Source organism: Stenotrophomonas sp. DDT-1 (assembly GCF_001580555.1).
GTDB classification, from domain to species: domain Bacteria; phylum Pseudomonadota; class Gammaproteobacteria; order Xanthomonadales; family Xanthomonadaceae; genus Stenotrophomonas; species Stenotrophomonas sepilia.
Map to the genome: position 1 here is coordinate 20,153 of NZ_LEKR01000035.1, position 20,871 is coordinate 41,023.

At 65.7% G+C, this 20,871-nt stretch carries 21 protein-coding genes and 1 pseudogene; 19 read left to right on the forward strand and 3 right to left on the reverse strand.

The window, feature by feature from the left end; translation table 11 throughout:
* Positions 1 to 18: 18 nt before the first annotated feature.
* The 11 genes from AB839_RS15535 (at position 19) to AB839_RS15585 (ending at position 11,734) form a co-directional block, all read left to right on the forward strand.
* On the forward strand, positions 19 to 2,481 hold the full coding sequence (locus AB839_RS15535; RefSeq protein ID WP_061480049.1) for a prolyl oligopeptidase family serine peptidase: 2,463 nt from the start codon (positions 19 to 21) through the stop codon (positions 2,479 to 2,481).
* A gap of 180 nt (positions 2,482 to 2,661) precedes the next feature.
* Positions 2,662 to 4,479, forward strand: coding sequence for a M3 family metallopeptidase (locus AB839_RS15540; protein ID WP_229298568.1), 1,818 nt, complete (start codon positions 2,662 to 2,664; stop codon positions 4,477 to 4,479).
* A gap of 132 nt (positions 4,480 to 4,611) precedes the next feature.
* A complete protein-coding gene (locus tag AB839_RS15545) occupies positions 4,612 to 4,956 on the forward strand; it encodes a helix-turn-helix transcriptional regulator (RefSeq protein ID WP_061480051.1) in 345 nt (114 codons plus the stop codon).
* Between the two features lie 205 nt (positions 4,957 to 5,161).
* Complete coding sequence (locus AB839_RS15550) at positions 5,162 to 5,452, forward strand: hypothetical protein (protein ID WP_061480052.1); 291 nt, start codon at positions 5,162 to 5,164, stop codon at positions 5,450 to 5,452.
* A 22-nt stretch (positions 5,453 to 5,474) separates the two neighbouring features.
* Entirely contained in the window at positions 5,475 to 5,777 is a 303-nt protein-coding gene (locus AB839_RS15555; protein WP_061480053.1) for a hypothetical protein, read from the forward strand.
* A 329-nt stretch (positions 5,778 to 6,106) separates the two neighbouring features.
* Positions 6,107 to 7,087: a hypothetical protein gene (locus tag AB839_RS15560; RefSeq protein WP_185807428.1), complete on the forward strand. Its 981-nt coding sequence runs from the start codon at positions 6,107 to 6,109 to the stop codon at positions 7,085 to 7,087.
* Positions 7,084 to 7,956 carry a hypothetical protein gene (locus tag AB839_RS21745; RefSeq protein ID WP_061480055.1) on the forward strand — a complete coding sequence of 291 codons (873 nt, stop codon included), beginning with the start codon at positions 7,084 to 7,086 and terminating at the stop codon, positions 7,954 to 7,956. The genes AB839_RS15560 and AB839_RS21745 overlap by 4 nt, the downstream gene beginning before the upstream one ends.
* The gene (locus tag AB839_RS21750) at positions 7,940 to 8,716 is read left to right on the forward strand and encodes a class I SAM-dependent methyltransferase (protein ID WP_185807429.1); all 777 of its coding nucleotides are present in this window, start codon (positions 7,940 to 7,942) and stop codon (positions 8,714 to 8,716) included. Before AB839_RS21745 ends, AB839_RS21750 begins: the two co-directional genes overlap by 17 nt.
* A 10-nt stretch (positions 8,717 to 8,726) precedes the next feature.
* Positions 8,727 to 10,043 (forward strand): ABC transporter permease, encoded by a 1,317-nt coding sequence (locus tag AB839_RS15575; protein ID WP_229298468.1) that lies wholly within the window; start codon positions 8,727 to 8,729, stop codon positions 10,041 to 10,043.
* Positions 10,040 to 11,287 carry an FtsX-like permease family protein gene (locus tag AB839_RS15580; protein WP_061480057.1) on the forward strand — a complete coding sequence of 416 codons (1,248 nt, stop codon included), beginning with the start codon at positions 10,040 to 10,042 and terminating at the stop codon, positions 11,285 to 11,287. The genes AB839_RS15575 and AB839_RS15580 overlap by 4 nt, the downstream gene beginning before the upstream one ends.
* Positions 11,288 to 11,413: 126 nt before the next feature.
* Positions 11,414 to 11,734, forward strand: coding sequence for a hypothetical protein (locus AB839_RS15585; protein WP_061480058.1), 321 nt, complete (start codon positions 11,414 to 11,416; stop codon positions 11,732 to 11,734).
* Positions 11,735 to 11,747: 13 nt separating this feature from the next.
* Here AB839_RS15585 and AB839_RS15590 read toward each other — a convergent pair whose 3' ends face one another.
* Entirely contained in the window at positions 11,748 to 12,731 is a 984-nt protein-coding gene (locus tag AB839_RS15590; protein ID WP_061480072.1) for a hypothetical protein, read from the reverse strand.
* A gap of 138 nt (positions 12,732 to 12,869) precedes the next feature.
* Here AB839_RS15590 and AB839_RS15595 point away from each other — a divergent pair, with 138 nt between their 5' ends.
* Both AB839_RS15595 and AB839_RS15600 read left to right on the forward strand, forming a co-directional pair.
* Entirely contained in the window at positions 12,870 to 13,835 is a 966-nt protein-coding gene (locus AB839_RS15595) for a DUF2268 domain-containing putative Zn-dependent protease (RefSeq protein ID WP_061480059.1), read from the forward strand.
* A gap of 49 nt (positions 13,836 to 13,884) precedes the next feature.
* A pseudogene (locus AB839_RS15600) lies at positions 13,885 to 14,667 on the forward strand (SGNH/GDSL hydrolase family protein).
* On the opposite strand, the gene AB839_RS15605 reads toward AB839_RS15600, so the two are convergent.
* Complete coding sequence (locus AB839_RS15605; protein WP_061480060.1) at positions 14,642 to 15,526, reverse strand: LysR family transcriptional regulator; 885 nt, start codon at positions 15,524 to 15,526, stop codon at positions 14,642 to 14,644. The pseudogene AB839_RS15600 and the gene AB839_RS15605 sit on opposite strands and share 26 nt — an antisense overlap.
* A 104-nt stretch (positions 15,527 to 15,630) precedes the next feature.
* Between AB839_RS15605 and AB839_RS15610 the strand changes: the two genes are divergently transcribed.
* Both AB839_RS15610 and AB839_RS15615 read left to right on the forward strand, forming a co-directional pair.
* Positions 15,631 to 16,761, forward strand: coding sequence for an agmatine deiminase family protein (locus tag AB839_RS15610; protein WP_061480061.1), 1,131 nt, complete (start codon positions 15,631 to 15,633; stop codon positions 16,759 to 16,761).
* Positions 16,762 to 16,873: 112 nt separating this feature from the next.
* A complete protein-coding gene (locus AB839_RS15615; RefSeq protein WP_061480073.1) occupies positions 16,874 to 17,551 on the forward strand; it encodes a hypothetical protein in 678 nt (225 codons plus the stop codon).
* Between the two features lie 3 nt (positions 17,552 to 17,554).
* Here the strand turns inward: AB839_RS15615 and AB839_RS15620 are convergent, their stop codons facing one another.
* Positions 17,555 to 18,100: a thioesterase family protein gene (locus AB839_RS15620; protein ID WP_061480062.1), complete on the reverse strand. Its 546-nt coding sequence runs from the start codon at positions 18,098 to 18,100 to the stop codon at positions 17,555 to 17,557.
* Between the two features lie 69 nt (positions 18,101 to 18,169).
* Between AB839_RS15620 and AB839_RS15625 the strand changes: the two genes are divergently transcribed.
* From AB839_RS15625 to AB839_RS15640, 4 genes are all read left to right on the forward strand, one after another.
* Positions 18,170 to 18,745, forward strand: coding sequence for a TetR/AcrR family transcriptional regulator (locus AB839_RS15625; protein WP_061480063.1), 576 nt, complete (start codon positions 18,170 to 18,172; stop codon positions 18,743 to 18,745).
* 53 nt (positions 18,746 to 18,798) lie between these two features.
* On the forward strand, positions 18,799 to 19,182 hold the full coding sequence (locus AB839_RS15630) for a nuclear transport factor 2 family protein (RefSeq protein ID WP_061480064.1): 384 nt from the start codon (positions 18,799 to 18,801) through the stop codon (positions 19,180 to 19,182).
* 153 nt (positions 19,183 to 19,335) lie between these two features.
* The gene (locus tag AB839_RS15635; protein ID WP_061480065.1) at positions 19,336 to 20,115 is read left to right on the forward strand and encodes a hypothetical protein; all 780 of its coding nucleotides are present in this window, start codon (positions 19,336 to 19,338) and stop codon (positions 20,113 to 20,115) included.
* A gap of 195 nt (positions 20,116 to 20,310) precedes the next feature.
* Positions 20,311 to 20,829, forward strand: a complete 519-nt coding sequence (locus tag AB839_RS15640) for a hypothetical protein (RefSeq protein WP_061480074.1) — start codon at positions 20,311 to 20,313, stop codon at positions 20,827 to 20,829.
* The last annotated feature ends 42 nt before the right edge of the window (positions 20,830 to 20,871 follow it).

A 20,871-nucleotide genomic window follows, 5' to 3' on the forward strand; every position in this document is an offset into this window, starting at 1 on the left:
CACACCCAGGGGATAAGGATGCTCATCCGTCGAACCTCTCTGGCGGCGGCTGTTGCCGTTGCCACCGTCGGCCTGCTGGCCGCTGGCCCCGCGCTTGCCGATTACGCAAAGCCGCCGGAACACCTGCTCAAGGTGCTGAAGGCGCCGCCGCCGCCGGCGCCGAACGTGGCCCCGGGTGGCCAGCGCCTGCTGCTGACCACCGCGCAGACCTACCCGTCAATCAGCCGCGTCGCCCAGCCTTACCTGAAGCTGGCCGGCGTGCGCCTGGAGCCGAAGAATCGCAGCCGCCATGACACCCCCGGTGGCTACGGCATTCCGGCCTGCGTGGCCGACTTCACCCTGGTCGATATCGGCAGCGGCAAGGAGACCAAGGTCAACCTGCCGCAGGGCTGCGCCACCGGCGCGCTGTGGTCGGCCGATGGCAGCCACTTTGCGTTCCAGAACGCGGTCGATACCAGCGTGCAGCTGTGGGTAGGCGATGCCGCTACCGGCCAGGTGAAGCAGGTGCCGAACGTCCAGCTGAACCCGATCTTCGGCTACACCGTGCAGTGGCTGGGCGGCAGCCGGAACCTGCTGGTGAAGCTGGTTCCGGCCAACCAGGGCCCGGCGCCGTCCAATGGTGGCGTGCCGACCGGCCCGGATGCGCAGGAGTCCTTGGGCAGCAGTGGCGAGAGCAGCACCTACGAAGCCCGCGACACGCTGACCAGCGTGCATGACGAAAAGCTGTTCGCCTACTACGGCGTCTCGCAGCTGGCCGTGGTCGATACTGCCGCCAACAGCGTGCGTCCGGTCGGGCAGCCGGCGCTGTTCAACGAAGTCAGCGCCGCGCCCGATGGCGTGCACGTGCTGACCGAATCGATCAAGGCGCCGTACTCGCATGCGGTGACCTACCAGCGCTTCGCCAACGACGTGGCCGTGCTGGATATCGCCAGCGGCAAGTCCACGCCGATCGCCAGCCTGCCGCTGGCCGACCGCGTGCCGGTGCACGGCGTACCGGAAGGCCCGCGTGGTTTCGACTGGCGTGCCACCGATCCGGCCACCCTGGTCTATGCCGAAGCGCTGGACAAGGGTGACTGGAAGGTCAGCGTGCCGCATCGCGACCGGGTGCTGATGCTGAAGGCGCCGTTCAACGGCAAGCCGGTCGAGATCACCCGCACCGCACAACGCTTCGAAGGCTTCGCATGGACTGCCGACCCGGCCGTGGCGTTCCAGTTCGAGAACGACGAGAACCGCCACTGGATGCAGACCCGCATCGTCGATGTGGACCAGCCGAAGAAGGAAGGCCGCCTGCTGTGGGACATGTCCAGCGATGAGCTGTACGGCAACCCCGGCAACCTGGTCTTCACCCGCCTGCCGAATGGTGCGCAGGTCGTGCGCCGTGAGGGCAACCATGTTTTCCTCAGCGGGCGTGGTGCCTCGCCGCAGGGCGACCGTCCGTTCCTCGACCGCCTCGACCTCGGCACGCTGAAGAGCGAGCGCCTGTTCCGCAGCAGCGCCGATGCCTACGAGCAGTTCCTTGGTTTCAGCAATACGCCAGGGCGCTACCTGACCTGGCACCAGTCGGTGATCGATCCGCCGAACGCCTTCATCCGTCAGCAGGGTGAGGCGGTGGCCGATGCGAAGACCGGCGAGGCGCAGTTCGCGTCCACCGCGACCGCGCTGACCAAGCTGGTCGACCCGACTCCGGAAGTGCGCCAGATCAAGAAGCAGCTGGTGACCTACAAGCGTGCCGATGGCGTGGACCTGTCGTTCACCCTGTACACGCCGCCGGGCTACAAGGAAGGCCAGCGCGTGCCGGCGATCCTGTACGCCTACCCGGCCGACTTCGCCAACGCCGCGCAGGCGGGGCAGGTGTCCGGTTCGCAGCAGACCTTCACCCGCCTGCAGCCGTACCGCCTGATGCTGCTGGCCGGCTACGCGATCATCGACAACGCCTCGTTCCCGATCGTGGGCGATCCGAAGAACGCCTACGACACCTACCTGGAGCAGCTGGAAGCTGACGCCAAGGCGGCGGTGGACAAGGCGGTGGACATGGGCGTGGTCGATCGCAACCGCATCGGCGTGACCGGCCACAGCCATGGCGGCCTGATGACCGCCAACCTGATCGCCCATACCAATCTGTTCAAGGCTGGCGTGGCGACCAGCGGTTCGTACAACAAGACCTTTACCCCGTTCGGCTTCCAGAACGAGCGTCGCTCGGTGTGGCAGGCGCAGGACGTGTACCTGAAGGCCTCTCCGTTCTTCTATGCCGACAAGATCAAGCTGCCGCTGCTGCTGGTCCACGGCGAGGACGACGCCAACCCGGGCACTGAGCCGTTCCAGTCGCGCAAGCTCTACCAGGCGATCCGAGGCAACGGCGGCATCACGCGGCTGGTGATGCTGCCGAACGAACCGCACTGGTACACCGCGCTGGAATCGAACGAGCAGCTGGTGGCGGAAATGCTGAACTGGTTCGACACCTACGTGAAGAACGCCAAGTAGGGAGACGGGAAGGCCGCCCCAGGGCGGCCTTGCTGTATCGGGATGTGAGTGGGTAGACGGCCTGGATCCGGATGCGCAATCGGGAATCGGGAAGCCACCTGCCATGAGGCATCCGGGTCCACCCGGGCTGCTAAGCTGGGAGTGGAAACAGACCAGGAGACATCGATGCATCGCAATGGGATGCGCGCCATCACTTTTGTCATCGCGACGCTGTTGGCCGGGATGACACACGGAGTGGAAGCGCAAGCTCTGCGGGCAGATGACCGCAGCTACTTTGGCAGCGCCTCCCAGGAACGTGAGGCGTGGCAGAACCTCGAGCGGAGGACCCATGCCCTCAAGGCACTTCATGCGCCGCCAGACGTGAGGTTCCAGCAGGCCGAACAGCTGTATGGCGAGTGCCTCCGCCACCATGGCTACCTGCATCTTCAGGCAGCGCGCAATGCCGATGATGCCCGGTGGGCCAACACCCAGGGCGAAGTCGCCAGCACATGTGGACGCATCGCGGCGATTGCCAAGCAGGCATTGCGTGATGCGCCCGCGCACGCTGCCTGGATCGCGCCGCATGCCGACCTGCGTGAACGGGCTTTGCGGGAGGATGTGCAGCCGGCCAATGCAGCGCTGGTGGATGCGGTCGACACGTTGGCTGACCCGGCGCTGGACAGCTTCGGGCGCCTGCACCGGCAGCTGTTGCAGTCGGCGCCCTTTGCCCGCTTCGAACATGAAGGCCGCACGCTCGACAGCCGCACCGACGCGCGAGCCCTTTCCCGCCTGCCGGACCGTTCACTGCGCGAAGCGGCATGGCGTGCCTACTGGCAGGGAATGGCGTCGCGGCGCAGCGAAATGGCAACGGTGCTGCTGGGCCTGGTCCGCCTCAACGAGCATGCGTCGGAACTGCAGGGCGATGGAACTGCGCCTGACCGCAGCTACCGGCACATGGGCCTGGATCAGGCCGCCGTCGACGCGACACTGGCGGCGGTAGCGCGCCACGCGCTGCTGCGGCGGAACTACCAGCAGATGCAGTTGACCCATCTTGAGCGCATGGGCCAGGCGTCTCCACAGATCTGGGACATGGACCTGCCTGATGCGGGCTATATTCCTCCGCCGCTTGACCTGGCGCAGTTGCGTGATGCGGCGGCAGCATCAATGCAGGTGCTGGGGCCGCATTACGTGACAGGGCTGCGCGGGCTGCTCGATCCTGCGGGCGGACGCATGGATCTGGGCGGATCGGCAGGGCGGCGCGCGATGGATGCGTTTTCGATCAGCGCCCCCGGTGTGCCTTCGTTGCTGTTCGTTGGCCATCGCCAGGGCGATCTGGAGGGGGATGTCCAGATCGCTCACGAAGCCGGCCATGCCATGCATGGCCAGTGGATGCAGCGCGGCGGCGCATCATCATTCCAGCGCAACGGCAACAAGTGGTTGACCGAGGCCTTCGCCATCTACAACGAACTGAAGTTCCGCGATCAGCTCTACCGGCAGGCCAGTGATCCACGTGCCAAGGCGTATTACCTGAAGTCGTTGCTCGATGACATCATCCTGCAGCTGTTCGTCTCGTCTGAAGAGGCCGATCTGGAACAGTCCATCTATCAGGAAGTGGCCGCCGATGGGGTTGGCAATGCAGACGCGCTTGATGCGCTGACGATGAAGGTACTGGGCCGGTATGGGGGCGCATCGGAGCAGTATCCCGAGCTGCGCAGCACCTGGGTATCCAAGCGGCTGATGTATGAGGATCCGCTTTACCTGGCCAATTACCTGTATGCCGGACTGATTGCGGTGCAGCTCTTCGCCCAGGACCAGCAGGATCCGGAGGGATTCAGGGAGCGCTACCTGGCCGTCCTGGGCGAGGGGTTTGATCGCCCACCGCAGCAGCAGGTCGAGCAGTTGCTGAATGCGAAGCCTGACTGGTCACGCCTGGTCGAGCAAGATCTGGGCGTTTTCCAGCAGTACCTGGTGCGGCTGCAGGGGCTGCACGCGGAAATCGAGCGCAAGCGCGGTCGCTGAACAGGCGACGGACGGATGCAGGCTTCACAGAAGGCAATGCATATGCGTTGACTCGCCCTGGATCATGTTTGACACTCGGGGTTCCTGCCCGTCCTTGGACTTCATGGGTAGATCAGGGAGTTCCGCCGCCCCATGGATGTCAGCACGATCCCTTCACGAATCAGATTGGCCCGCGCCAACTGCGGTTTGTCACAGACCGAAATGGCACGCCGCCTCGGCGTGAACCGCGCCACCGTCGCGCATTGGGAGCGTGAGGAAGGATTCACGCCCACGATCGAGCACCTGCACAGGATGAGCGGGGTGCTTGGCGTGGCCTTTGCCTGGCTGGCCCAGGGGGAAACTCCTCCTGCCGAACCCGCGGTGCGGGGGTCCAGGGCAAGACTGGAAGAGAAGATGATCGAGCTCTCCAAGCACCTGCCGGTATCGTTCCTTGCGAGCGTTGTCGCGCTGATGGAAAACGCCGAAACCTATCTCTGATCCAGCACCGGCAGCGTCGCGCTGCCAGGCGGTCGCGCGGTGCGACAGGCCCGTACCTTCGCCGCTGCTGTGCAGCGCACAGCAGCGCGTTTGCTCCCCTTCTCCGACACTGGCATTAATCGATCGCGGTCCGACGTTCGTGCACGACGGACGGAGCGCGACTCGTAGTTGCCTGAAAGTCCATCACTCTGGAGAAAGGTTAGTTATGAGCAATCGCATCAAAACCACCGCGCTTTCCTCGCTCACCCTGATCATTGCCGGCGCTGCGGGTACCGCAGGCGCAGCAGCACTTCCGGCACCGGCCGAGCAGGGCCTGCAGTCGGCCACCGCGATCAACGCCGATCTGGATGCGCTGCGCATGTCCGAGTTCGCAGAACTGCAGGGCATTGCGCTCGCCGGCGGGCACCATTCCGATTCCATCGGTTCCCATCATCATCATGACGCCGTGCCCGAGGAGCAGGCCCAGGGCCTGTCCAACGCGCGTTTCGACGTCTGAGCCAGTCAAAGGGAGCAACATCATGAAGGACAACCGCAACGTGCCCAAGGCGCTGTCGGCGCTGACGCTGCTGGTGATCGGAAGCGCTTCGGCCGGTGCCGTGATGGCAAGCGAGGCTCCGGTGGCTTCCAGCGCACTGGACCAGGCCACCGCAATCGTGAGCCTGGACGACCTGGCCATGGCCGAGTTCCAAGCCAACGCGCGCGCCAACAACCTGGAAGCGCTGGCCACCGGCCACCACGACGATTCGATTGGTTCGCACCATCATCACGATATCGTCAAGGAGCCGGAGTTGAACGTGGAAGCCACGCGCTTCAACGTCTGACCTGTCGGCCTGCGGGGGACAGTGTCCCCCGCAGCTCTTTGATGCGTGATGCAGGGAGAGCAACGATGAATGCGCAGCTGAAACCGCTGGAAGCCGATGTGGCACGCCCGGCGTGCCTGATGGAGATCACCCGCACAGGTGCCCGGATGGATGCCGTGATGGAAGGCATCATGTGGGCCCGCCTGCGACGCATGCGGACACGCCTGCAGGAAGCACTGGGGAATGCGGAGCATGGCGTCATCGCTCGCTCCATCCATGCCATCTATGAAGCGCTGCCGGCCGACCGCCAGGCGCGCGTACTGCTCAGTTCCGAGTTCTGCGAGAGCTACATGGCGCTTGACGCCGCTCGCAAGCAGCGGCCGGAGGCCGGTGCCGATGCAATGGCATGGGATGCTGAGAGCGCACGCAATCTGTGTGCCATCCATGATCTCGTGCAGCGAGAAAAGGCACTGCTGGACCTGGCCTCTGGCTCCACTCCGCGCTATCTGCTTGAGAGCCGCGATTGGGTGGTCGACAGCCCGGTGGGCGATCAGCTCGCCCGCAAGGATGTGCAGGGGCGTTGGACGCTGGAAACACGGCCGATGCTGGGTGATTGCGTTGCCGTTGACCTGCACAGCAAGGTCGCCAGGCACCATGAACCCCGTTCCGGCGTGCTCAGCCAACCCTGCATTGCGCTGGATGAGGCGGAGCAGGCGGTCGTGCTCGACAAGCTGTCGCGCGCGCTGGCAGGAATTGATCGTGCGGAGCCGCTGTATGGCCTGGTGATCCGCAACTTCGTGCGCCGTATCGTGGTTCGTAAGTCCGAGGAATCAACGCCCGATGTCGCGCGCCGTTTCGGGTCGGAACATGTGCCGCGCCAGCCCGGTTCGCTGCGCCTGCTCAATATCCATCACCCCGAACTGAGCGTGGAAGCCTGCATGGAAAGCATCATGCACGAGAGCACCCACAACTTCCTTGCCGCGTGGGAGCTGGCCAATGGCTTCTTCGTTGCCAACGACTATCAGCACCGGGTCGTGTCGCCGTGGTCGGGCAATCCGATTCCCAACTCGTCCTACATCCACGCCGTTTTCGTCTATTACGTCTGCCATCGGTTGCTGAAGAGCCACCTTGCGGTGGCTGACAACATCGACGCTGCTGCCCGCGCGCATGTCCACCGTCGCCTCGCGGTATGCGCTGCTGGATTCCTCATCGAGCAGGATCTCAGCAGCCGGCTGATGAGTACCCAGCCGCTCAATGCCGACATCGGAAGAATGATGGATGACATGCAGGCGGACATGAAGCGTGAATATGGCTATGGGAGGCAGCAATGAAGGCCCGGACCATCGTGTTGTATACCGATCATGCCGATCCGGTCGCGTGCCGCGCGGCGCAGGCGGGGGCAGAGTTGCTGCACCTTGACGACCTGCTGCCGATGGTTCGCGCCGGAAGCTGGCCAGCGGTCCTGGATTTCGAGCCCAGCGTGGAAATGCGCGAGCAGTTCATCGGCGCACGGGTGGTCAACCGTGTGTTCTCATTGGCCAATACCCGCATGGATGAATTCCTGAGGGGCAGTGGAATCGATGCGCGTTGGCTGCACATCCGCCTGCAGTCATTGCTCGAATCGGCGGCCAGCGTCTGCCACGACACCGGCGTGCGTGGTGTCTCGCGCACACTGATGCCGCTGAACGTACAGTGGTTCGAGCTCAAGCGGGTACTTGCCGATATCCAGACGCCCGACTTCGTCTATTCGATCGGGTATGAGGCGCCGGATCTGCGTGGCTTGGTCGATCCTCTGCAGAAATCGGTGTGGTCACTGTTCGATTGGAAGCAGGAGCGCAACCTGCTGCCGGAAGAGAAGCGGCGTCACCAGTTCTTCGTTTCGCGGCCGCAGGGCGTCCCACTGGTGTCCTACTTCTGCGGTGAGTCGGCGCATGGCATCTTCTTCCCCAGGGGCGACGCGGTGCCGATCGATCTACAGCGCGTGCATGCCATCAACCAGGCCGCGCGTCGTGCCTTCCGTTCCGAGACGGGGGAGTTGCTGCTCTTCGCAGAGGGCGGACAGCTGCGGTTCCATGCATTCTCGCCCTATCTTCTTTCCGTGGCGGATGAGCCGGCCATGGTGGAGATGCTGGGCAGGTGGCTGGCGGCGGATGATTCCAGTGCGAGGAGCGATGATGCCCGACATGCACGCGTGCATTGAGCGCCTTTCCGAGATCCGCGAGCGCATGGGGTGGCTGTACGGTAGCGAGGATCTCTGCGTGCTGCTGTACAGCCTGGTCAAGCGTGCCCGGCCACAAAGTGTGGTGGAACTCGGTACGGGCTTCGGCGTGTCTACGGCCTGGATCGCCGCCGCACTGAAGGAAAACGAGACCGGTGTCCTGCACAGCTATGACAATGGATCGCACTATGCCAGCGATCCCGCGCGGCGCTTCCTGGCCGAACTGGAAGGGCCCTTGCGCGCGCTCATCGAACCAGGGCAGGACTATCCTTCGTTCATGCGTGCGATGTTGGTCTGGGCGGGTGTCGCGGACTTCGCGCAGGTGCATGTCGAGGACATCGACTTCGCTGCCATCGCCACCGCCCCGGCTCTGCACGGCGGCATCGACATGCTGTTCTCGGACTTCAACCATTCTCCAGACAGCATCCAGGCCCTTCTGGGACATTTCCTGCCCCGCCTGTCGTCCACTGCGTCGGTGTTCATCGACAGCGCTTCGACCCAGCGCCTGAGCTACCTGACGCTGGAGCGGATCGTCGACGACCTGAACTGCAACAAGATTCCGGTGGGTCTGGCGCGCTGCTGGGCGCCGCAGGAGGCAAGCGCTGCGATCGATCGGGTGCAGCGCTCGCGGTTCCGCCTGATGCACCTCATCGAGGGCCGGGCACGCGCGCAGAACAGTACGGCGTGGTTGAGCATCGAACCGGTGGATGTCGTTCCCACCGTCGCCGAGTTCTTCCATTGAGCTGCCGAGGATGATGATGCTGACGTACTACCTCGGGCTCGCACGAACCCGCTTGCTGGAAACCAAAGGCATGACGCTGGCACTGGTGCTGGCGTTGGGGCTGGGCATCGGCGCCAGCGTGACCATGCTCACCGTTGTTCGAGCCATGTCCTGGGACCCGCTGCCAGGGCGCAGCGGGCAACTGTTCCATCCCTTCCTGGACCCGCTGCCGGCCGGGTACCAGATCAAGGGAGGGCTGGATCCGCGGGTGGCCATGACCTGGCCGGATGCCAGTGAACTTCTGCGCAATGCACCTGCGCAGCGGCAGACGGTACTGGCCGCGGGCCGGCTGCTGGTGGATCCGCAACCGGGCGCACCGACGGCATTCTTCGTTGATGGCCAGTACACCAACGCGGACGCAGCGGCGATGTTCGACATGGAGGTGCTGCAGGGACGCTGGTGGTCCGCGGACGATGATCTGCAGCGCTCCCGGGTCGTGGTGGTCAGCCGCACGCTGGCGCAGCGGCTCGGTCATGGAAGCTCCCTGGTTGGACGGACCCTGCAGCTGGATGGGCAGGCCTTCAGGGTGGTCGGCGTGATTGCTGACTGGGTGCCCCGGCCGCGCTTCCACACCGACCTCCAGCAGGAACCCTTCAAGGGGCGCGACGATGTCTTCATTCCGCTGCAGACCGCGGTGGAACTCCAGCTTCGGGTTGCCAACAGCATGTACGGCTGGTCAGGCAACACGCCGACGAACCACATGCTGGATGCCAGTACGGCGTGGGTCCAACTCTGGGCCGAGATCCCGGACCCGGCCGGCCAGCAGGCGTACCTGCATTTCCTGCAAAGCTATGTGCAGGACCAGCACGCGCGCGGGCGCTTCGATCGGCAGACGCCCCCGCACCTGGACGGCCTGCGTAGCTATCTGGTCCAGCGCCGGATCATTCCGGATGAGGTGCGGTTGCAGCTGGCGCTGTGCCTGGCCTTCCTGGCCGTCTGCTTGGTCAACATGGGGGCACTGATCTTCGCCCGTTTCGTCCGCCGAACGCACGAGATCGCAGTCCGCCGCGCGTTGGGGGCCCGCCGCAGGGACATCATCCTGCAGCTATGCACCGAAGCGTTGATGATCGGGTTGCTGGGAGGAGGCGTGGGCCTGCTGGTCGCACAGGCTGGCCTGTTCCTGGTACGGATGCAGCCGGAAGACTATGCCAGCCTCGCAGTCATCGACCCGACCATGGTGATCGCCACGCCCGTATTGGCCTGCATCGCCAGCCTGTTCGCCGCCGTCCTGCCCGCACTGCGGGCGGCATCCACCCGTGTCGCCATGCAGATCAAGGCCGCTGAATGAGCGTTTCACAGATTCCGCTGATTGCCCGTGCGATGAAGAAGAACCGGCTGGTGGCCGGCATCCTGTTGCTGCAGGTGATCATCGCCACCGCCTGCGTCACCAATATCGCCTTCCTGCTTGCGCAGCGCGTGGAAACACTCGCCTACGACACCGGGCTGCGGGAGCAGGGGCTTGGCATCATCGAAACCGAGTTCGTCGGCAGCGCCGCTGCCAATGCCGCCACCGCGGTCAAGGCAGACATGCAGGTGCTGCGTAACGTGGCCGGGGTCCAGGCCGTGGTGGCGGCGGAGTCGCTGCCGTTGAGCCAGCACAACTGGACCGTCGGTTTCACCAACGTGCCGGTGCAGGGCCAGGACATGGCAGGCATCGTCGAAGCCGAGCCCGCCGTCTATGGGATGTCTGCCGGCGCAGTGCAGGCGCTGGGCATGCATCTTGTCGCCGGCCGTGACTTCTCCGCCGCATCATTCGTGCAGACCGAGGCAGCGCAGGATTACGCCGGTCTCTACAAGGCCAGTGAAGCCATCGTCTCCGCAGCGCTGGCACGTCATCTGTTTGGTTCGGCCAACGCGGTGGGCCGCGACCTGTATACGGACGGCATCCATCCATTGCGCATCGTCGGGGTCGTCGACACCCTGTCCAGGCCGGTGCTGCGGACCGATGGAGACAACGACATGAGCCTGCTGCTGCCGCTGATTCCCGATGGCACCCGGGTGATGTACGCGGTGCGCAGCGAGCCGGACGCGCTTTCCGCGGTCCTCGACTCGGCCAGCACTGCGCTGGCCGCGCGCGAAGCGAACCGGATGCTGCCCAGGGTCCAGCGCTTCAGCGAACTGCGTGCGGAATACTTCCGGCGTGACCAGACTATGGCGATCATCTTCCTGTGCGCCGGCATCTCGCTGTTGATCGTGACCGGCACGGGCGTGTATGGGCTGGCCAGCTTCTGGGTCCGCAAGCGCTATCCGCAGATCGGCATACGACGTGCGCTGGGTGCCCGCAGGCGCGATGTGACCAGCTACTTCATGATCGAGAATCTGATGCTGACCTTCGTCGGCGCGCTCGCTGGCAGTGTGCTGGCATTGGCGTTGAATGTCTGGGTTTCGCGCTACTACGAGGTACCTCGCATCGATCCCGAGTACCTGGTGCTGGGCGTCGGGCTGGTGTTCACCCTGGGGCAGCTGGCTGCCTGGGTACCGGCGCGGCGGGCGGCGCGCGAGGCGCCCGTGGCGGTTCTCAACAGTACCTGATGGATCGAAGGGCGACCTCGTGTCATTGGCCGTTGCGGTTGCGTAACCATATGTGATGCGGGTGCCATGGCGTGCGGAAGCTGCGATACGCTGCAGGCCTGTTGCTGTCTGTCATGGGTTTCACCTATGAAGTCCAAACGTGTTGCCGCAGTGTTGGCGCTGGTGATGACGCCGAGCCTGCATGGCCAATCACTCCCCTCCGAACTGGCGCAGCTGGGCATTGTCGCCGGCATGCCTTATGCCAAGGCCAAGCGCCTCATGGATGCGGCAGGGTGGCAGGCGAGTCCGGTCCAGGGCGCGCCTGAGTCACTCGAGGGCTTTCCGGAAGTTGGATGCCAGAAGGGCGCCAAGCAATGCGCCACGACCTTCGAAAAGGAAGGTCAGCAGATCGCGGTGCGGCTGGGCACTACCCTGGCAGGGCAGCCGTTCGTGCAGGGCGTGGACTGAGCGCGCGTTGCGCTCAGGCCAGCGGTAACCGGTCCTGAGCGTGCGACAGCCGATCGTGCAGCTCGCGCACATGCTCGGCCTTGGCATGCACCCGGGAGGTGTCGCCGAAGCTGCGCAGGTAGGTGCACGCGGCAAAGCCGGCACTCTTCTTTTCGTACTCGGCAATCCAGGCCAGTCGATCCGGATTGTTGGCCTGTTCGGCTGACCACGCGGCCACCGGCGGCCGGATGCGGTACTTCAGGCCGACGCGCCACGGCTTCGGTGTCAGTCGCGCACGGAAACAATGCTGCAGCCGGCACATGCGCGCGTACAGGGTGTCGGTGCCCAGTGCCTTGAAGAATGCCTGGAGCTGCTCGTCCTCTGGTGAGAACGTGGCATGCATCGCCAGCACGCGCAGCCCGGCGGGTGTGCGGTAGGCACGCAGGTGCCAATCGGGATGCTGTTCGCTGAAGGCGTCCACGCGTTTAAGCGCAAGCCCTTCAGCACCGCCGGCGGCGGCCAGGCGCTGCTTCCGCCGCATCAGCAATGCCGCGTTGACCAGCAGCACTGCCGCCACGCCCAGTGCCAGGCCCACCAGCCAGTGCCAGAGCAGGGGGCCGATGATGGCGCCGGCAAGCAGCAGGATCGCAGCGACGATGGCCGGTATCACGCATCCGGCCGGTGGCTGCGCATGGTCGATGTCGGCAAACAGCACGTCGGGGCTGTTGAGACACAATGCGCCATAGCTGTTGCGGGTGATGATGACATCGCCGTCGCGCTGCACGATCTGCTCGCGGATTGGCACACCCTCCACGCCATAGTTGCTGCGCACTTCGCGACGCGGCAGCACCTGGCCGGCGAGGATGGCATTGAGGGCTTCGTTGGCGCGGCGGTCGGCGTGGGCCTGGGCCTCGGCAGGTCCCTCATCGGACCAGCCGAAGCGGCGCACGACCACCGGCCGGCCACGGAAACGGGCCTGCAGGCGGGCTTCGGCCCAGTACGCGGGAACGATCATCATCGTGCGGTGCTCCATCATCCATGGCAGGTGCCTGAGTGAGTCTGGCACAGCCCCGAAGGGCCTGCATGTGCCCGCTGCGGTGGCCGGGGCGGAGTGATAGATTGCGCGCTTCGCATGCACTCCACCAAGGACGGAGCGATGTCCAGTTTCCCGCGTTGCCTGTTTGCCATGGCCTGTGCCGGGGCGGTTGGGGTGGCGTCGGCGGGTACTCCGCCGGGGCCGCAGATCCTCACCACCAATGCCAGCCGCTTCTACGCGATCTACGACAGCACCGGCGGCAAGCCCAGCGTCGCCCAGCTGGCCGGTTACCTGGCCGAAGGCAGTCCGGGCCTGGGTGAACTGGCGAAGGCGCGCCGGGTCACGCCCGAACGCATGGCCGAAGCCATTGCCAGCCAGCCCGGGGTGTATGCGCAGGGCCGCAGCTGCCTGGCGGAGCTGCCGGCGGTGAAGCAGCGCCTGGTGCAGGTGTTCGGCAACCTGCAGGCGATCTATCCGCAGGCCGCGTTTCCGCCGGTGACCCTCGCGGTCGGCCGTGGTCGGCCGGTCGGGTTGACCTCGAAGAGTGGGGTGATCATCGGCCTGGAAGCGCTGTGTGCAGCCGATTTCATGAATCCCAACGTGCAGGACCGTTTCGTGCACGTGATCGCGCACGAGTACGTGCACATCCAGCAGACCGGCCTGACCGATTTCGAGCCCGGCGACCCGCATGCGACGGTGCTGCGTGTTTCGCTGGGCGAAGGTATCGCCGAATTCATCGCCGAATTGATTTCCGGCAACGTCGGCAACAGTCGCCATGCGGCGTGGACGCGCGGCCGCGAGGTCCACATTGAAAGCGCCTTTGCGCTGGATGTGGACAGTACCGATCTGTCGCCGTGGCTGTACAACTACAAGCCCGGTTCGCAGGAGTCCTATGACCTCGGGTACTGGGTGGGCTACCGCATCGCCAAGGCCTATTACCTGCAGGCCAAGGACAAGCGCGATGCAGTGCGTGCGCTGATCCAGCAGGACAACCCGAAGGCAATCCTGGCTGCCAGTGGCTGGACGCCTGGCATGTGGATGCCGGCCAAGGTGACCGGCGTGGCCGCGCGGTCGGCGGCGCGGTAAGCGCGGGGCCGCGCGCTAGACTGGCCCGGACATTCAAGGGAGAGACCCCATGCGTTCCTTGTCCGGCGGCCTGGCCGCGGTTGCCCTCGGTATCGCGCTGAGCGCCCACGGGGTGGCGGCCGAGATGCCCGCAATCAACCCGTTACTGCTGGAGCCTGTCGAAAGCCTGCGCGCGGACGAAGTGCGTTTCATGCAGCAGCGTCTGGCCGATTGGCCGCAGCTGCAGCACTATCGTGAAGCCAACGCGCGGCTGCCTGCGGCGGTACCGGGGCAACCACGCGTGGTGTTCTTCGGTGATTCCATCACCGAAGGCTGGGGCAGGGAAGGCAGCGCATCGTTCTTTCCCGGCGAGGGCTGGCTCAACCGCGGCATCAGTGGCCAGACCACGGCGCAGATGCTGGTGCGGTTCCCGCAGGACGTGCTGGCACTGAAGCCGTAGGTGGTGGTGATCCTGGCCGGCACCAACGACATCGCCGGCAACACCGGCCCGACCACGCAGGCGATGATTGAAGACAACCTGCACGCGATGGTGGACCTGGCACGCGCACATGGCATCGCCGTGGTACTGGCATCGGTGCTGCCGGTCAGCGATTACCCGTGGTTGCCGGGCACGGCACCTTCTCCCAAAGTGCGCGCATTGAACGCGGCATTGAAGCGCTATGCCGATGCGAAGCAGCTGGTCTATCTGGACTACTACACGCCGATGGCCAATGCCGCCGGAGGGCTGGATCCGCAGCTGGCCGAGGATGGCGTGCATCCCACGGCGAAGGGCTATGCGGTGATGGCGCCGCTGGCCGAGGCGGCGGTCAAGCGCGCGCTGCAGCAGAAGTAGCGTCAGCGGGCAGGCTCGCCAGCAACCACTCGCAGAAACTGATCACCAGCGGATCCGCCGCGCTGTCCTCGTGCACCAGCCAGCTCCAGCGCGGGCCGCGCACGCGTGCATCATCCAGGGGTTGCAGCAGCCCTTGTTCGCAGGCGCGTGCGGCCAGCAGCTCGCTGACCAGCGCGATACCCAGCCCTTGGCAGGCGGCATCCAGCAGCTGCCCGGGTTCGGAGAAGTTCATGCCCTCGCGGCGCTGGCCGACATCGGCGCCGCCCTGGACCTGCCACTGGCTCCAGTCCATTTCGCGCTCGCCATGCAGGGTCAGGCGTTCTTGTACCGGTGTGGCGAGCAGCGCCGGATGGCAGGCCGGATAGAGACGGTCCTGCAGCAGTACGCGATGCTGGCACTGCGCCTGTGAGTCGAGGTCGTCACGCACCGCCACGTCCAGCGTCTGGGTGGTCATGTCCGGCGCATCCTCGCTGGTCAGCAGCCACAGGTCGGCGCCGGGGTGCAGGCGATGGAAGCTGGCCAGGCGCGGCACCAGCCAATGGCGGGCAAAGGCCGGGCTGGTGTTGACGATCAGTTGATTCGGCTTGCGGTACTGATCGAGCCGGCGGATGCCGCTGGCCAGCTGCCGCAGCAGCGACTGGGTGGTTTCCAGCAGGTCGATGCCGGCGTCGGTGAGGGTGACGCTGCGGCCCTGCCGGAAAAACAACGGCTGCTGCAGCGACGCCTCCAGGCCCCGGATCTGCTGGCTGATGGCCGACTGGGTCAGGTGCAGTTCCTCCGCCGCCCGGTGGAAGCTGCCCAGGCGGGCGGCGGCCTCGAATCCTCGCAGCGCGTTCAGCGGGGGCCAGTGCTTGAGCATTTCAGATAAGTAAAACTGTTCAGTTGATGGCCGAATCTATCGTTTGTTCTTATGGATGGGCAAGCGCAGCATAGCCCCATTCCACACAGGCCCTGGAGCCCGTCATGAGCAGCCGTCGTCATTTCCTCACCCAACTGGCAGGTGCCGCCGGTCTTGGCGGGCTGGCCGCACTGGGCCTGGCCGGGCTGCCGGGCCGCGCGTCCGCAGCGGGGCCGGGTGCGGGCATCTGGCGCATGCCGGACGAGCACGGCCCGCAGGAGCGCGTTTTCCTGGCCTTCGCCGCGCAGCCTCGAGTCTGGGGCGCGCACGCTGATGCGGTGAACACCGCCGTGGCGCGGCTGGCCCGTACCATCGCCCGCCACCAGCCGGTCAGCGTGCTGTGCCGCCCGGCACAGTTGAAGCAGGCGCAGGACCGTTGCGGCCGCGACAACATCGAGTTCCTCGAGGTGCCGCTGGATGACATCTGGGTGCGCGATTACGGCGGTTGCTTCGTCACTAATGACCGGGGCGGGCTGGGGCTGGTCGACTTCAATTTCAACGGTTGGGGTGGCAAGCAGAGCGCACGCAACGATGGCGCGGTGGCGCCCTGGCTGGCGCAGGTGACCGGCGCCACGCTGTTGGAAAGCGATCTGGTAGGTGAGGGCGGTGGCATCGAAGTCGATGGCCATGGCACCGCCATACTCAGCGAAAGCTGCTGGGTGAACGGCAATCGCAATCCGGACTGGTCGCGTGCGGATGTTGAGGCGGAGCTGAAGCATCACCTTGGCCTGCGCAAGGTGATCTGGTTGCCCGGTATCGCCGGCGAGGACATCACCGATGCGCACGTGGACTTCTATGCCCGTTTCGTGCGCCCGGGCGTGGTGATCGCCAACCTGGACAACGATCCGGAGTCCTACGACTACGATCTGACCCGCGAGCACCTGGACATCCTGCGCGGGGCCACCGATGCCGATGGCCGTCGCCTGCAGGTGCACACGCTGCCGCCGCCCCTGGACGGGCGCGACAACGTGCATACCCGCGACAACGACGATCTGGCCATGGGCTACATCAACTACCTGCCGATCAACGGCGCCGTGGTCGCGCCGGAGTTCGGTGACGACGAAGCCGATGGCGTCTGCCGTGAACTGCTGGAAGACATGTATCCCGGTCGTGTGATCGAGCAGGTGGACATCGATGCGATTGCCGGCGGCGGTGGCGGCATCCATTGCGTGACCAAGAACATGCCGAAGGTGTAGTCAGCCAAGGTAAAGTGGCCCCGGAGCCGGCCACGCAGCGTGGCCGGCAGGGACGATGGGGTAGGTGATGCGGAAGGGAATCCAGGGATGGCTGCGCCGCAGCGGCGCAACGATGGCACTGCTGCTGGCGGCCGTGCCGGCGTTCAGTGCAGACACGGCGGCGCCTTCGCCGCTGACGCGTGAGCCGGTGGGCGGAGTTTCACTGGCCGAATGGACCGCCCGCTGGTGGCGGTGGGCCGACGCCCAGGGCGGCGCGCCCTATCTCGACCCGGATGGCCGTGCGTGTGATCTGGGCCAGGAAGGCCCGGTCTGGAACCTGGCCGGCACCAATGGCCGTTTCCGGCCACATCGCGAATGCGTGGTGCCGGCTGGCAAGTACCTGCTGCTGCCGATCATCAACATGGCGCACTACCAGGTGGATGAGTCTGTGTCCTGCAAGGAGCTGCAGGCCGGGGCGGCGGTCAACAACGATTACCTGATCAGCGCGGTGGTGCTGCTGGATGGCCAACCCCTGGGCGACATGCGCATGCATCGGGTGCGCAGTGAAGGCTGCTTCCGCATGGATGCCGATGACGCAGACTCACGGCTGGCCGCCGCCGACGGCTACTGGGTGATGCTCAAGCCGTTGCCGCCGGGCCGGCATACCCTCAGCGTGGGTGCCAACTACGGCGTGCCGGAGGGCGGCGCGTACAGCCGCATGCGGCAGTCCTTCGAGTACGTGCTGCACGTGGGAGGGCGTACCCAGGTCGTATCGCGCGGACAGCACATGATGCCGGCGTCGGCTCCCTGAGGCTCAGGCGTCGTCCTGCTTCAACGCTGCGTCGGCGGCCAGCAGCGCTTCGGCGGCCGCACTGAGCGGCGGCGAGGGCGGGGCGACCACGCCGATCGCTTCCATCATCTTCGGCATGCTCAGGAACTTGCGCGCGCGACGGTCGTAGATGCCGGTGACCAGCAGCGCGCGCGTGGCGATCTTCTGCTCGGCACCGATCAGTACGCGCTGCTCCATGATGCCGCGCGAGCCGACCCAGCCCACCAGGCGCGTTTCCAGGGTGAAGCGCTGGAACGGCTTCAGCTCGCGACGGAACTGGATGGTGCCGGCACCGACGATCGGTGCCCACTTCTCGCGCAGCGCCACCCGGCCCAGGCCCATGCGCAGGATCAGGTCCAGCCGGCCCAGGTCGAAGATGTTCCAGTAGCGGCCGTTGGTCATGTGCAGGTTGCTGTCCAGGTCATTGGGCAGTACCCGGAACTGCAGCCGCGAGACCCCGAACGGGGCCTCCAGCTTGGGCCGGAACAGGCTGCACAGCAGCAGGTGGAGCAGGCGGAACCAGAGATTCATGACTATGACGACTGTTATAGAGCGGCCGGTACGCTAATCTATGACGACTGTCTTAGCAAGGAGACCGCCGTGAGCCCGCGACCCTCTGATGCGCCACAACGCGTGATTGATGCTGCGGCACAGATGCTGGCGCGGGTAGGCCTCAATGCCACCAGCATCCGTGAGGTGACCAAGCTGGCCGAGGCACCGCTGGGCTCCACCTATCACCACTTTCCCGGCGGCAAGCAGGAGTTGCTGGCGCGCGCCACCCACATGGCTGGCGACAAGGTGGAGGCGCTGCTGATGGAGCTGTTGAAGGATGGGGCGGTACAGGGCCTGCAGCAGTTCCTTGCGATGTGGCGCGAGCGTCTGCTGCGCTCAGAATTCCGCGCCGGCTGCCCGGTGCTGGCCGCTGCCGTGGAGGAGCCGGTGGAGGCGACGCCCAGCCAACCCCGCGCGGCGGCGGCCGAGGTGTTCGCGCGCTGGCACGGCCATCTCGCCTCGGCGTTCGTCGCTGAAGGGCATGCCCCGGCAGCGGCGGGTGAACTGGCCAGCCTGGTGATCGCCAGCGTGGAAGGTGCGGTGGCGATGTGCCGCGCTCTGCAGGACATTGCCCCGTTCGACCAGGTGGCCGCGCAGTTGCTGAAGGCGGCCACGCGGCCTTGATCGGCCGGTGCGGGCAGGCCAGACTCGCCAGCAGCCCACGACTGGATGCCGCCATGGACGAATTGCACCATCGTCAGTTGATCGAGCACTACCTGCAGGCCTACAACCGCTTCGATATCGACGCCATGCTGGCCGTGCTGGCGCACAACGTACGCTTCGAGAATCACAGTGGCGGCCAGTTGACGATGGTCACCGAAGGCGTCGATGCCTTTGGCGAACTGGCACGCCAATCTGCGCGCCTGTTCCGCGAGCGCGAACAGCGCTTGCTGGCGCTGGTGCTCGATGGTGATCGGGCGACGGCGACGATTGGCTGGCGCGGCGTGTTCGCGCAGGATGTTCCCGATGGACCGCGTGCGGGCACTGAGCTGGAACTGCAGGGCCAGAGCGAGTTCGTGTTCGCGGGTGGCCGCATCGAACGGATCATTGATCGCAGCTGAGGATCGGTCGCTTGGAACCGCCGTCTGGACAGCGGAGCTGCCCGCGGTAGAATCCGCCCAACACCGCCTACGCGTGCCCGGCAAGGATGTCCGCATGCAGCATCAGGTTCCCGAGGTCCCTGGCCGCGATGCCTCCCGCCCCCTGGCGGCGGCATGAAGCGCTCGCGCCATTTTTCACGCAGCCCACTGACATTGCCGATGAACCGCGGCAGCGAAGTCGTGCGTGCGCGCAGGCACTTGCAGCAGCGCGGTTGGCCACGCCTGCAGATGGCACTGATCGTCGCCCTGACCGGTGCGGCCGGTTTCCTTGCCTCGCACCTGCTGCGCCTGGCCGGTATCGACGCGATGTGGTTTCGCTACCCGATGGCCGTCGTGCTGGCCTACGGCGTGTTCCTGCTGCTGATGTGGATCTGGATCCGCTGGCGTTGGGACAACGTACTGGATGGCCTGTCGCCGGATGTGGGCGGTGGCAGCCCATCCCCTCGCGGCAGTGCCGTGGAATCACCGTGGAGCGGCGCCGGCGGCCGTTCCGGCGGTGGCGGTGCGTCGGCCTCGTGGAACGAGCCGGCATCGGTGAGCAGTGGCGACGCCGGAGAGCTGCCGTTGGCCGGGCTCGCTGAAGACGAAGCGGGCTTGCCGTTGCTGGCCATCCTCGGCATCGTCGCGCTGGTGGCGACCGTCCTGCTGGCCAGCGTGTGGGTGGTGTGGTCGGCGCCGGTGCTGATGGCCGAACTGCTGGTGGACGCGGCGATCGCCGGCGGCCTGTACCGGCGCATGCAGGGCATGCACGAGCAGGGATGGTGGCGGGTATGCGTGTCGCACACGGCCTGGCCGCTGATCGGCCTGTTGCTGTTCTTCGCGGTACTGGGCTGGCTTGCTCAGGAACTCGAGCCAGGTGCGAGCCATCTGCTGCAGGTCATCCAGGGGCTGTAATGCGGTTGCTTCCTTCATATGGCCCGGTCCCGACCGGTTTTCAGCCGCAATGAACAGTGGGCTATGATCGCGGTCGCCGAGGATTCGTGTCCTGGCGGTTTCACCTATCCGGAGCTTGTCGTACTGCATCGGGAACCGGGGCGCTGGATGGCCGAACGCCCACTGAGACACACAACCACTGACGAGGAAGAGCGCATGGATGTCGCTGCACGCAGGAACAGGACGTTGTTTCGTTGGATCATGGTGACGCTGCTGGCGGTGTTGTTGCCGTTTGCAGCACTGGCGCAGCCGGCAGCCGGGCAGGGCGATGGCGCTGAAGCCGGCACTGCCGCGGAAGAGACGCAATGCCGTGCCTGCGCCTATGAGCGCATTGGACCGAAGATCGATATCGGCCTGGTGGCACTGGTGTCGCTGTTGGTGGTGGGTCTGCTGGTAGCGGTGTCCCGCGAGTGGGGAACCACCTCGCAGCGCTGGACCTGCCGTACCCTGGCCCTGCTGTTGGTGGGCATCGGCCTGGCGTTGTTGTGGTGGGCTGGCAGCGTCGTCTACCTGGGCTACAACCCGTGGCAGGAGCCGCTCGCACCCGGCGGCGGCTCGCTCGGTTCGACGCTGCTGAGTACGTCGCCGAAGTGGCTGGCGGCACTGGTGCTGGTCGGCTTCGCGCCTTCCATCTGGAAGCGCAGCGAGCGCCTGCCGCCCTGGCGTATCGGCTGACCCTGGAACGACGGTGCCGGGTCAGACCCGGCGCCGCCTGCA

Coding starts and splice junctions, on each gene's coding strand:
- AB839_RS15535 (WP_061480049.1), top strand. CDS start 19: ATGCTCATCCGTCGAACCTCTCTGGCGGCGGCTGTTGCCGTTGCCACC.
- AB839_RS15540 (WP_229298568.1), top strand. CDS start 2,662: ATGCGCGCCATCACTTTTGTCATCGCGACGCTGTTGGCCGGGATGACA.
- AB839_RS15545 (WP_061480051.1), top strand. CDS start 4,612: ATGGATGTCAGCACGATCCCTTCACGAATCAGATTGGCCCGCGCCAAC.
- AB839_RS15550 (WP_061480052.1), top strand. CDS start 5,162: ATGAGCAATCGCATCAAAACCACCGCGCTTTCCTCGCTCACCCTGATC.
- AB839_RS15555 (WP_061480053.1), top strand. CDS start 5,475: ATGAAGGACAACCGCAACGTGCCCAAGGCGCTGTCGGCGCTGACGCTG.
- AB839_RS15560 (WP_185807428.1), top strand. CDS start 6,107: ATGGCGCTTGACGCCGCTCGCAAGCAGCGGCCGGAGGCCGGTGCCGAT.
- AB839_RS21745 (WP_061480055.1), top strand. CDS start 7,084: ATGAAGGCCCGGACCATCGTGTTGTATACCGATCATGCCGATCCGGTC.
- AB839_RS21750 (WP_185807429.1), top strand. CDS start 7,940: ATGCACGCGTGCATTGAGCGCCTTTCCGAGATCCGCGAGCGCATGGGG.
- AB839_RS15575 (WP_229298468.1), top strand. CDS start 8,727: ATGATGATGCTGACGTACTACCTCGGGCTCGCACGAACCCGCTTGCTG.
- AB839_RS15580 (WP_061480057.1), top strand. CDS start 10,040: ATGAGCGTTTCACAGATTCCGCTGATTGCCCGTGCGATGAAGAAGAAC.
- AB839_RS15585 (WP_061480058.1), top strand. CDS start 11,414: ATGAAGTCCAAACGTGTTGCCGCAGTGTTGGCGCTGGTGATGACGCCG.
- AB839_RS15590 (WP_061480072.1), bottom strand. CDS start 12,731: ATGATGATCGTTCCCGCGTACTGGGCCGAAGCCCGCCTGCAGGCCCGT.
- AB839_RS15595 (WP_061480059.1), top strand. CDS start 12,870: ATGTCCAGTTTCCCGCGTTGCCTGTTTGCCATGGCCTGTGCCGGGGCG.
- AB839_RS15605 (WP_061480060.1), bottom strand. CDS start 15,526: ATGCTCAAGCACTGGCCCCCGCTGAACGCGCTGCGAGGATTCGAGGCC.
- AB839_RS15610 (WP_061480061.1), top strand. CDS start 15,631: ATGAGCAGCCGTCGTCATTTCCTCACCCAACTGGCAGGTGCCGCCGGT.
- AB839_RS15615 (WP_061480073.1), top strand. CDS start 16,874: ATGGCACTGCTGCTGGCGGCCGTGCCGGCGTTCAGTGCAGACACGGCG.
- AB839_RS15620 (WP_061480062.1), bottom strand. CDS start 18,100: ATGAATCTCTGGTTCCGCCTGCTCCACCTGCTGCTGTGCAGCCTGTTC.
- AB839_RS15630 (WP_061480064.1), top strand. CDS start 18,799: ATGGACGAATTGCACCATCGTCAGTTGATCGAGCACTACCTGCAGGCC.
- AB839_RS15635 (WP_061480065.1), top strand. CDS start 19,336: ATGAAGCGCTCGCGCCATTTTTCACGCAGCCCACTGACATTGCCGATG.
- AB839_RS15640 (WP_061480074.1), top strand. CDS start 20,311: ATGGATGTCGCTGCACGCAGGAACAGGACGTTGTTTCGTTGGATCATG.